This window comes from Ferrimonas sp. YIN67 (assembly GCF_057219095.1).
Genome location: NZ_JBXVVJ010000001.1, coordinates 81,656 through 93,832, shown reverse-complemented (window position 1 = coordinate 93,832; position 12,177 = coordinate 81,656). Strand labels below are relative to the sequence as shown.

The window sequence follows — 12,177 nt, the reverse complement described above, 5'->3', positions numbered from 1 at the left end:
CAGCCTTGTGTTAATACACCGTGCCTTCACTATATCCAACGTGTTATGCGTATCAATAAAATTTTGTATCAGAGTGTCGCAACCTTAAACTTGTACGACAAAATGCTCAGATGAGGCAGATCCCCTTTATCCCTCTTGTTGTTTTAATTCGCCTGTATGAATATTGCACCGTCAGGAGCGCTTTCTGAATAAACTACCTACTTTCGATTTTCCCTGCCCGGATCGCGAACGCGTGGCGGGCAAGGGGCTTGCTCCCTGGCTCTACGACATGATTCAGTCGCCGGTGGCAACGCCGGCTTCCTTGCCATGAGCCTGGTGAAGGGTCGAATCCGTGAACCGGAGTGGAGCGGTTAGCCGGGCCGAACAGCCAGGCTCACGGTTTGGCCGATGATCCGACCCTTGGGCAGCCACTCTTTTGGCCCGTTGGGGAGCCCAAAGCACAGCGCCCACCGGGCCAGCCAGCCGGTGATTGGTGAGCTGATCCGGTGATCGGGGCTGCTCAGTCGACGGGGCGCTGAAGCTCGACCATTGCGGACACAGTTGCGGGTACGGCAGCAGCCGGCGGTGTCTGCCGAACTCACCTTGATTGCCCTGCGCCTTCCCTCCGGGGGGAGCGGCCCGTACCACGCCTGCCAGGAAGATGCGCTGCACTCGAGTCCGAGGCGCAGGCATCGAACCGGGAGCAGGCAGGCCATCTCCTCGAACATGAGATTGAACGCCGGGATCCGCTGCCGTATTACCGGAAAGTTTTTAAAATATTTTTTAATGCATTTTGCGACAATTTACGTGTTCTTCTGACGGTTGCGCCATTTACCTGAGTGTACAAACCGATGCTCTCTTGCCCGCTTTTTGATACATCTGTGAACACGCAAAAGGAGTTGGATTAAACGACAGTTACACTGCCAATGCTTGTTGTTCCAGCAGCAATATCGTGTTTCACGATGAGGTGCAGGGCACGGCACCAAAGGATACCTCCTATAAGATACGGCGACGGGAGATTTAGAGTGTTTGAAGTGTACTTTGAGAACCACTGAATTATCTTTTTGAGACCATGTTTGTCTTTGCCTGATACACCTTGCTTACGTGAGTTTTGATGCAATTAATACAGCTTGATACAGGTGTTAATGATTCACTTATTTGGTCAATTTGGCTGCGTTGACATGATAAATGCTGTGAGTATTCTGAAGGCGTCTAAGAGAGCGAGCCAGTAGGACGATAACTGGCGACATTAGTGACGGAGTCAACGTATGATAAAAAGAACTTTTCTAATGGCAATTACCGTGTCGATGTTAGGTCAGTTAGCTTATGGCAAACCTGTCCAGCATGATGACCAAGAAATTGATCTTAAAGTTGAACACCTTCTCGATGCTATGACGATCGAGGAAAAAGTTGGGCAAATGACGCAGATCACTCTGGGTGTTATTCTTGACCGAGGCAGTCGCGAAAAAGGTAATGAGCTAAATATAAACAAAGATAAGCTTCGTAAGGCAATACACGAATATAAAGTGGGCTCGATCCTAAATTCTACGGCTACGGCTTTGACGGTGGAGCAGTGGAATGGCCTGATCACCGAGATACAGGATGAGGCCCTGAAAACACCGAATAACATTCCGGTGATCTATGGGGTCGATGCCATTCACGGTGTGACGTACACCAAGGGCTCCACCCTGTTTCCCCACAACATCGGTCTGGGCGCGACTCGAAATGTTGAGCTGGCCAAACTGACGGCTAAGGCAACGGCCAAGGAGCTGCGTGCCACCGGCGTGCGCTGGAACTTTGATCCTGTGCTTGATCTAGGGGTTAACCCGATCTGGTCGCGCTTTTCCGAAACCTATGGTGAGGATACCCATATCACCACGGAGTTTGGTGTCGGCACGATTCAAGGCTATGAGGAGGATGGCTTAGAGACCCCCACGGCGGTGGCCTCGACCATGAAGCATTTCATCGGCTACTCCGATCCCGCCAATGGTAAAGACAGAACGCCGGCATACATTCCCGATATTGTTCTCTGGGAGAAGCACCTGCCGCAATTCAAAGCCGCAGTGGATGCCGGTTCCTCCTCGATCATGATCAACTCCGCGTCGGTCAATGGCGTTCCGATCCATGCCAGCAAGCATCTGTTGACCGATGTGCTGCGTGGCGAGTTGGGCTTTGAAGGACTGGTGGTTACCGACTGGGAGGATGTGATCCGCCTCCACACTCGGCATAAGGTTGCTGAAACGCCCCGTGAGGCGGTCAAGATGGCGGTCGAGGCCGGGATCGACATGAGCATGGTGCCTAAGGACTTCTCCTTCTACGAGCACCTGGTTGATCTGGTCAAAGCCGGTGAGATCTCGGAAGAGCGGATCGATCAGTCCGTCGAGATCATCCTCAAGCTCAAGTATAAGCTGGGTCTGTTTGACAACCCCTACCATGAGCCTGAAGCGGCAGATAACTTCGGTAAGCCCGAGTACACGGCGCTGGCGCTGGAGTCTGCCCGTGAGTCCATCACCCTGTTGAAGAATGCCGATAACGTCCTGCCCCTGCCCAAGAGCGCCAAGGTGCTGGTGGCCGGGCCGGCCGGGCATAGCCACGCGCCCCTCAACGGCAGTTGGTCCTACTCCTGGCAGGGTGATGTGGAGGCCAATTACCCCGACGAGAACCTGACGATACTTGAAGCGTTCAAGCAGAAGATCGGTGATGATCGAGTGATCGCCCACAGCTTCTCCGGCTTTGACAATATGGCTCATTACGACCTCGAGGGATTGGCCGCCAAAGCGCAGCAGGCAGACTACATTGTTCTGGCCCTGGGTGAAAATGCCTACGCGGAGTCGCCCGGTGCCCTGGATGATCTCAACCTGGCGAAGGATCAGATGATGCTTGCCAAGGCGGCCATTCTCACGGGCAAGCCGGTTATCCTTGTGCTGGCCGAAGGCCGTCCTCGCATCATCAAAGATATCGTTCCCGCGAGTAAGGGGATACTGCAAAGCTACATCCCTGGAAGCATGGGGGCGCAGGCGATTGCCGATGTGGTGTTCGGTGACTACAACCCCAATGGGCGCCTGCCTTATAGCTATCCCCAGTATACCGGGGACTTCTCGACCTATGATCGTGTCTACCTGACGAATGTTCAGCAGCTGTCACCGGCGGTAATGACCTACAACGGCTATAAGCCCCAGTGGCCCTTTGGTCATGGTTTGAGCTACACCACGTTTGAATACTCAAACATCAAGGTGAGTGATAAGACCATCAGCGAAGGTGAGCAGATCACCGTATCCGTGACGGTCAAAAATACCGGGCCAAGGGATGGCAAACACAGCGTCGAGCTGTATGTCAGCGACATCTACGCATCCGTCAGTCCTGCGGTAAAACGGCTGAAAGGCTTTAAGAAGATCGATCTGGCCAAGGGGGAGAGTAAGCGTGTCAGCTTTACTGTCTCGCCCGAGGAATTGAGTTTTGTCGACACGGAACTGAACAGGGTTGTTGAACCCGGCGAATTCAAGCTGGCGATTGGCGACGAGTCCATCATGATCCATTACCGTTAATCCCATTGGCCTAAGCCACCCGCTTCACTCCGGAAGCCGGTGGCTTTATGCCCAACTTGAGTACGAGCTTAATCTTAGTTTTTTCCTGCCGGATAATGTGTCCGCCGAAACCGTTACAAAGGGTGCGTGGGAACTGGCGGGAAGAGTGAGGGAGATATGATGAACCCCAAAGCGAAAGTGATCAGTGCCGCAGTGCTTTACGGCTTGTCGGCCTCTGCATTCTCAGCGGCTGTTCAAAATAGCGTCGACGTGGCGCTCAATCAGAAAGAACGTCCGAACAAGCCGAGTAATATCCTGATGGTATTAGTCGATGACTTCGGCCGCCAGGATATCGCGGCTTACGGCAGTACCTTTTACGAAACCCCCAGCATCGACGCACTCGCTGCCCAGGGCATGCGTTTTAACAATGCCTATGTCGCCCATGCCCGATGCGTGCCATCTCGCGCCGCGATCTTCAGCGGCAGCTATCCGACCCGCTACGGGGTGCCTAACGGTCCCACTCACGGTAAACACCATCTGCCGCTACCAGCGGTGACCTTTGCCGAGCATCTAAAATCCGCTGGCTACCAAACCGGCTACATCGGCAAGTGGCACCTGGGCCAAGCCGACGGCGGGCCCGAGATGCAGGGGTTTGATACCAGCATCATGGCGGGTCACTGGGGCGCGCCGCCAAGTTACTTTTTCCCTTACACCAAGGAGACCAAGGCGGCCCATGCCGGGCACCACAAGGGATTCCCCGAGGTGACCGGCGAGGAGGGGGAGTACCTGACGGATCGTCTTACCGACGAAGCGCTGACCTTCCTGGAGCAGAACAGGGATGAGCCGTTTCTTCTGGTGCTGGCCCATTATGCCGTGCACACGCCGATCGAGGGACAGCCTGAGCTGGTCAGCAAATATGAGCAGAAGATGCACAGGCTCAATATTCCAGACGGAGGCCCCGCCAGCGATGGGGATGTGGTGGTCGATACCACCGGGGTGCGTAAAACCATCCAAAACAACCCGGATTACGCGGCGATGGTCGAGAGCGTCGACAAGAGTGTCGGCCGACTCCAGGACAAACTGGAGGAGTTGGATCTTGACGATGACACCATCATCATCCTGACCTCAGATCATGGTGGTCTATCGAGCCGTGGTCTCAGCTCCAAGCGGCAACTGGCAACCAGTAATGCGCCTTACCGTCATGGCAAGGGGTGGGTCTACGACGGCGGAACGCGGGTTCCCCTTATTGTCAAATGGCCCGGTAAGATCCCTGCCGGTTCAACCAGCGAGGTCCAGGTAACCGGGACGGATCACTATCCCACCATTCTTGAGTTGGCGGGACTGGATCTTGCTCCTGAGGATCACCGTGATGGCTTCAGTTATCTCAAGGCGCTGGAGGGAGAGGATTATCAGCGCGCCCCCATGTTCTGGCACTCCCCGGCGGCCAGGCCCAGTCAAACCGGCGATACCAATGCTTCAGCCATGATCGATGGCGACTGGAAGATCATCGATTGGTGGGGTGAGGGCAGGGTTGAGCTGTACAACATCAAGGAGGACATAGGTGAACAGCACAATCTGGCCAGTGTCTATCCGGATAAGGCCCACCAAATGCTGGAGAGGCTGAATAGCTGGAAGAGCGACATCAAGGCCCACACTGTCAGCAAAGATAAGAAGAAAGAGAAAAAGGATAAGAAAAATAAGAAAAACAAGGGTTGAGATAAGACGGCTCACTTAAGCCGTGAGCCGTTAATAACTCGGTGTGAATCGTAGGAAATTGAAGGGGTGGTGAATCAATATGAGACTCAAACATATCGTGGCGGGGTTGCTGGCAAACAGCGTGGCCTGCCTGCCAGCATTGGCAACAAACGACAGTGACGTGCGGCAACCCGTGGTCGATAGACCCAATGTACTGTTCCTGCTGATCGATGATCTGCGTGTGCAGTATGGCCCTTATGCCAGGAATGTGGCCTTAACACCCCATATGGATGCTCTGGCGGAGCAAGGGGTGGCATTCACTCGAGCCTATAGCAGTGTCCCTGTGTGCGGAGCGTCTCGAGCCAGTATGTTAACCGGTCTGTGGCCCACCAGTGAACGCTTCGTCGCCTTTAACAGTGCGGATGAGGATGCGCCCGGCATGGTTTCACTGCCCCATCATTTTAAGGATCATGGCTACCACACCTTGAGTTTAGGCAAGGTGTTTAATAACCATGATGACAGCCTGGACAGCTGGAGCGAACTGCCGTGGCACCCGGATGAGGCCAAGCAGACAGGGAAACGTTCACGAAAAGAGACGCTCAAGATACGGGGGGATTACCAGAGTGAAGCCGCTCAGCGTGCCTTCGAACAGTCGGGCGGCAAAGGGCCGGCATATGAGTCCGCGGACGTTGACGACGGCACTTATCACAACGGCCGAATTGCCCATCGAGCCATGGATGAACTGACCAGGCTGGCAGAGCTCGACACCCCCTTCTTTCTTGCCGTCGGCTTAAAGAAACCCCACCTTCCCTTTAATGCCCCTGAAAAATATTGGCAGATGTACGACAGCTCGACCATTGAGTTGGCGGCAAACCCCGAGATGGCGGTCGATGCGCCGGCACAGGCCCGGCACAACTGGGGGGAGTTGCGCAGTTATCTTAATATGCCGCAGAACGGTGCTCCCATGCCCGATGAGACCGCCCGGGAGCTGATCCATGGCTATTTTGCGTCGACCAGTTACTCCGACGCGCTGGTCGGTAAGATCCTGGCCAAGTTAGCGCAGCTGGAGCTTGATGACGACACCATAGTGGTACTGTGGGGGGATCACGGCTGGAGCCTGGGCGAACATGGGCTATGGGCGAAACATTCCTCGTTTAACGTGGCCAATCAGATCCCCATCATCGTTAAGGTCCCCTGGATCGCGGGTGATCGGCACTCTGACGCCCTGATTGAATCCATTGATATCTATCCTAGCCTCGTTGAACTGGCTCAGCTTGACACTCCGCCGCATCTGCAGGGGCAAAGCTTTGTCAAACAGCTTAAGGAGCCGGAAGCACTGGGTAAGGACGCCGTCTATCCCAGGTGGAAAAACGCCGACAGCATTCGTACCGATCAGTATTACTACACGGAGTGGCGCAATAAGAGTGGCGAGGTCACTGCACGAATGCTTTACGATCATCACAAGGATCCGGATGAGTTGATCAATGTGGCTGAACGCGCCGAGTACGGCGAGGTGGTCAATAGCTTGCACCGGAAGTTACAGCAGCATATTGATGAGCTTAAGTAAGCGCGTCTTATTCGTTTGTTCTTTGTATTAGGTTTGCTGTGACTTTTTGATATTGAACGGCCAGACCTGTTTGTTGAACAGCTAACAACAGCTATTTCGGCCGTTCGAGTCCTAGTGCAGTTTTAAACAATTTCTCGCTAGAGAACGGGTCCAAGAGAAAGTAACATTTTTCTATCTTATGGTGTTTGGGGTTTGAGATGAAGGTTCAATTAGTTAAGACAGCCATTGCAAGCAGTGCGTTGATTATGGCGGGCAGCTGTTATGCTGAGCAGGTTGTCCAGCAACCCAATGTCTTGTTTATTGCCGTTGATGATCTGAAACCCGTTTTGGGCAGCTATGGCAATACTCATATCCACACGCCGAACATCGACAGACTGGCCTCGGAAGCGACGGTGTTTGCGAAAGCCTACACCCAGTACCCGGTTTGCGGACCGTCACGTATGAGTGTGATGACCGGGCTGCGTCCCGAATCCAATGGTGTTTTGGACTTAAGCACCAAGATCCGGGATATCAATCCTGACGTGATCACCTTGCCCCAGTATTTTAAACTGAACGGCTATCATACGGCGGCCGCGGGCAAGGTGTTTGATCCCCGAAATGTGACCAGTCGGGATGAAGACGACCCCCACTCCTGGAGCATCGCCTATCAGGCACCGACAGCTGGGGTCAAAGGTAAGGCGCGTCTGGCGGTGGAGTCTGTCGATGCTGATCCTGATCGCTTTGTGGATGGGGGGATCAATAATCGCGGGATAGAACTTTTAAGGTCAATGGCGGATGATGAAACGCCATTTTTCCTAGCGGTAGGTTATAAGAAGCCGCACCTGCCCTTTGTTGCCCCAAAGTCGTTCTTTGACCTGTATGACAGGCAGAGTCTGCCTCTTGAGCCTTTTCAGGCGGCCCCTTCGCAGTCCAACAAAGAATATCTCCTTCATCATAACAGTGAGATCCGGGGATATAAGCCGACCCCCGAGGGATCTGGAGCGCTAATGCCCTATCCCCAGGGGGCATTCTCCCAAGCGCACCAAAGGGAATTGATCCACGGTTACTATGCGGCGGTCAGTTTTATCGACCATCTCGTTGGCGAGTTGCTGGCCGAGTTGGAGCGCAGCGGTAAAGCTGACAATACCATAGTGGTTTTATGGGGTGATCACGGTTTTCACCTTGGCGATCACGGTATGTGGGGCAAACATACGACGATGGAACAAGCCAACCATGTGCCTTTGATCATTAAGGCGCCAGGCCTGCCGGCAAAAACTTATGATAGGCCGGTGGAACTACTGGATATCTTTCCCACTCTGAATCATATAGCCGGTTTGACCCGCCTGAGCGGTTTGCAGGGTGATAACCTTGTGACCCTGGTGAATGATGAACAGGCGCAGGACGGTGGGATCGCCATCAGTCAGTACAAGCGTAAAGGGGCATTTGGTTACTCCATGCGTACCCAGCGTTTCCGGTATACGGAATGGCTTACCAGCAAGGGCCAGGTCGCCTATGTGGATCTGTATGATCTTGATAACGATCCTGGGGAAACCAGGAACATTGCAAACCTTCCTGAGTACAAAGAAGTCATGGCTCAGTTGGCAGGGAAGTTGAGAGCCAATTCCGAGGGTCTACATCGCCTCAAAGATAACGCGTCGTAGCAATGAACCATGAGTCTTTTTGGTCTCAGGTTGAGTGATTGGCTTAAGTGCCTAGTTTGGGCAGTTATATACTCTTGACGCCGACTTGATCTCCCCGCCTTACTCAAGGGCATAGCTTACATTCACCGATGGGCAGTTTCTTGGCCAATATTGCATAAGCATTGTTGGCCTTTTACTTGCTGATAAAGAGGTTTTTGCAGGAAAAGTTGTCGATCACTCACTCAACGAATGATTAATGCTGATTGGCATTGATAGGAATTCCACTTAGTGTCATGCTGAGTCGGCACTTCTCCCTCCTTTACGTTACCATCTTGCACCCCGTCATCTGGCCAGAACATGCTATCGGATGTTTAAGGTTGGCGAGGTTATTATCTTAATAGACAATTCGTATTCTGGTCGTTAATCCTTCCTTGAAAATAATTTCGATTTGCAAATTTGGTAATGCGTCGGTTGTACTTGTAGCTATGATGATGGGCATCGCCTATCTGTCGGACTTTACTCCTCTATCGTCTCGGCGCTGACTTCGCTCTTAATCCCCCCTCCCCCCTGGCGGGTTATTGCCAGTGGAAAATGTCCATCAATGCTATCGTCCCCATAAAAAGTGGGTTGGATAAAGTCTTTGACCCCTTCTTGAGGTTGTCAGGCGCTGTCCACCTCTGCGTTTCATCGGTGCAGAATCATATGTACGGGATGATTGGGAATATGCGACATTATTTTGTCGCAATATGTATCGTTACCGTCAGACCAAAATCGACAAGCGGTTGTCGGCTCAAGGCTAAGATGTTGAAATTATTGGATTTTAACATATCCCCATGAGTCTGGGATTTATTGCAAAAATTGATCTTTAATCTTGTGTCGCAAGTTGTGTCAGGGTAAATTTAATGTTGTGATTCTGTGAGTGATTGGGTTTTTCATATGTGTAAATTTGTGTATGCTGCAATCAGTTGAAGCGCTGACAATATTAAAAGCATCACTACATTAAAGTAAGATGTCAGTGTTGCAGGATGCATCTGTTAGTAATGACATGCGGGGAATGCAATGATTAACGGGCAGAATAAAAGTTTGCTGTGCTTAAGTGTTTTAATGGCACTGAATACAGGCGTGCATGCCGAGGAGTCTCTTGAGACAAAGGGCAAGCCCGAGGTATCGATAAACGAAGTGCAAGCCGAGGATAAGATTGAAGTCATTAAGGTGGTGGGTACACGGGGAAGCCTGAAGCGCTCCATGAACGCAAAACGCTTCGCCGATCAAGTGCTCGATGGTGTTTCTGCCGAGGATATCGGCAAGTTGCCAGATAATAATATTGCAGAAACCTTATCCCGCGTCGTGGGTATCTCCATGTCCCGTGCAGACGGCGAAGGGGAGTTTGTTAGTATTCGTGGAATGGATCCGAGCCTTAGCCAGGTGACCTTAAACGGACAGACAATGGCTAACGGTAACAGCTCCTCGATATCATCAGGACAATCCAGTAGCCGGAGCTTTAACCTTAACAATATTGCCAGTGAAATGGTAGGTGGTATCGAGGTCTTTAAAAGCCCGACTGCCAGCATGGTCGAAGGCTCTATTGGTGGCGTGGTTAACCTGAAGTCCCGTAAGCCGATAGAGGTTGGTAATAAGGCTAATGTGTCGGTGAACACTGATTACAATAACAATGCCGACGAGTTTGGTGGCGGTATTAACGTTTTTCTCAACCATGTGAGTGACGAGGAACGCTTTGGTATTGCGACAACACTGAGCTATTTTGATCGTACTACTCAAACCAATGCATTCGGCAGTCGTGGCTGGTCTTTGCAGGAGAAGGCCCCCTATGTCACGGAGTTTGATGACGAAGGGAACGCTTTGAACCCGGTTTATCGCATCGAAGACATTCGTTCAAGCTACCGAACCGATCAGCGTGAACGTATCAATGCTGATATAAAGTTGCAATGGATCCCAAAGGATACGATTGATGTCAACTTTGGTGTGTTTTACAGCAAACAAGAGAGAGACTATTTATCCAGTAACTGGGATGTGGACTTTCGAGATATTGACCGTCTGATCGTGGATCCCGACAGTATCGTTATCGATGGTGACAACGTGATTTCCCAGATCGCCAGTTTTAATCCTAAAGAAGCGGAAAAAAACAAGGGTTACAATTTTGAGCAGACTGGTTTCAAACGATTTTATGAAGACGACACACTAGCGGTTAACCTTTCAGCTGTGTTTAATCTTGGTGCGTTATGGACTTTTACCCCCCAAGTTGGCTATAGCAAAGCCAATGGTAGTCGAGACGACATCAACCCGATCTTCAGTAGCCATGTTAATAATTTAGGCTACTATCTGGCTAACGGCAGTTACCGTCCAGAGGTCATTCTTCCCACCGATCCGGATGATCTGGCCGCGATGTCACCGGAAAACCAGGCCCTTGAGCAACTGAATTACAACAGCTGGGAAGTTGAAGATACCCAGAAATACGCTCAGCTCGATCTCTCCAGGGAGATCTATGGAGGATTCCTACGCTCTGTTGAGTTTGGTGTCCGTTACAATGTCAATGAGAAGTCCAATATTAACTTGAAAGATAATATTCGAGATAAAGTGAAGGACTTCAATGGCGGCTCGCAGATTGTTCTGTCGGATTACAGCCACTACCAAGTGATCGATGGCATGCTGGTGAATGCCCCGGTGGATGCCTGGTATATCCCAGATTTTGACAAGATCGATAAGGAGTTTGGTCATCTGGTTGAGCAGGAGGAGAGGAAAGATCACAGCTATCAGATAGAAGAATCAATCGGTGCTGCCTATGTTCAGGCCAATTTCGATACCGACCTGTTTGGCATTCCGACTCGGGGTAACGCCGGCGTTCGCTATGTCAAAACCGATGTGACCTCCTACTCCCATAGGATCAAGAAGAGCGGTGAGACGACCCCCGTCGTTGTGGAAACGGATTACTATGATCTGCTGCCCAGCCTGAATGTCGCATTTAGCCTTAATCCGGAGTTGATTGTTCGCGCCGCCGCGGCGTCGGTGATGTCTCGACCCACTCACGCGGATATCGCACCCATTTTTCGCGAGATCAGGCCTGACGAAGAGTACAAGTTGGGCAATCCTGGTCTTGATCCCTACCGTGCCAATCAGTTTGATTTAAGCGCTGAGTGGTATTTCGACAGTGAAGGACTGCTATCGGCTGGCTTCTTTTATAAGGATATCGACTCATTTATCGTTCCCGCCACCTTTGATGGTACGATCCCCGGCGTCAACATAAATGATGGTCTGGAGCAGGCCGTCGCCATCACTCAGCCAATCAATGGTGATGATGCGTCAGTTTCCGGCGTAGAGGTGAGTTTTCAGCAGGCGTTTCATATGCTGCCATCGCCCTGGAATGGTTTTGGTACCGCTGTTAATTATACCTATAACGACAGCGACACTCAGTTGATCAATGAGAGCACGGGTGAATATATGTCGCTGCCGGGCCTGTCTAAAGATACGGCCAATGCAACGGTGTATTTTGAACATGGTGGGTTTGGTGCCCGGTTGGCCTGGAACTATCGAAGTGAGTACTTTAGTAAGATCACATTTTCTAAAGAGGCACTCTTTATCGATGCTTATGACCAGTTGGATCTGACGTTAAGTTACGACTTCACCAAGCAGATGTCGTTATCATTTAACGCAAAAAATCTCACGGATCAGAAAACATTTGAATATGTCGGTAATGAGTCCCGCGCGTACGCAGTGCGTGATAATGGGAAGTCATACAGCTTGAGTTTCAGATGTGCAATTTAGTCGATAGCTCGGG

The 12,177-nt window shown here is 51.5% G+C and carries 5 protein-coding genes; all 5 read left to right on the top strand.

Translation table 11 applies throughout. The features are described from left to right. Nucleotides 1-1,247: 1,247 nt before the first annotated feature. Nucleotides 1,248-3,524: a glycoside hydrolase family 3 N-terminal domain-containing protein gene (locus tag AC2D8U_RS00305; RefSeq protein WP_484617036.1), complete on the top strand. Its 2,277-nt coding sequence runs from the start codon at nucleotides 1,248-1,250 to the stop codon at nucleotides 3,522-3,524. Between the two features lie 156 nt (nucleotides 3,525-3,680). Beyond that, complete coding sequence (locus AC2D8U_RS00300) at nucleotides 3,681-5,219, top strand: sulfatase (RefSeq protein WP_484617035.1); 1,539 nt, start codon at nucleotides 3,681-3,683, stop codon at nucleotides 5,217-5,219. Nucleotides 5,220-5,298: 79 nt separating this feature from the next. After that, entirely contained in the window at nucleotides 5,299-6,765 is a 1,467-nt protein-coding gene (locus AC2D8U_RS00295) for a sulfatase (RefSeq protein ID WP_484617034.1), read from the top strand. Between the two features lie 197 nt (nucleotides 6,766-6,962). Next, on the top strand, nucleotides 6,963-8,405 hold the full coding sequence (locus tag AC2D8U_RS00290; protein WP_484617033.1) for a sulfatase: 1,443 nt from the start codon (nucleotides 6,963-6,965) through the stop codon (nucleotides 8,403-8,405). A 1,083-nt stretch (nucleotides 8,406-9,488) separates the two neighbouring features. Next, nucleotides 9,489-12,164, top strand: coding sequence for a TonB-dependent receptor (locus AC2D8U_RS00285; RefSeq protein ID WP_484617032.1), 2,676 nt, complete (start codon nucleotides 9,489-9,491; stop codon nucleotides 12,162-12,164). Nucleotides 12,165-12,177: the final 13 nt, after the last annotated feature.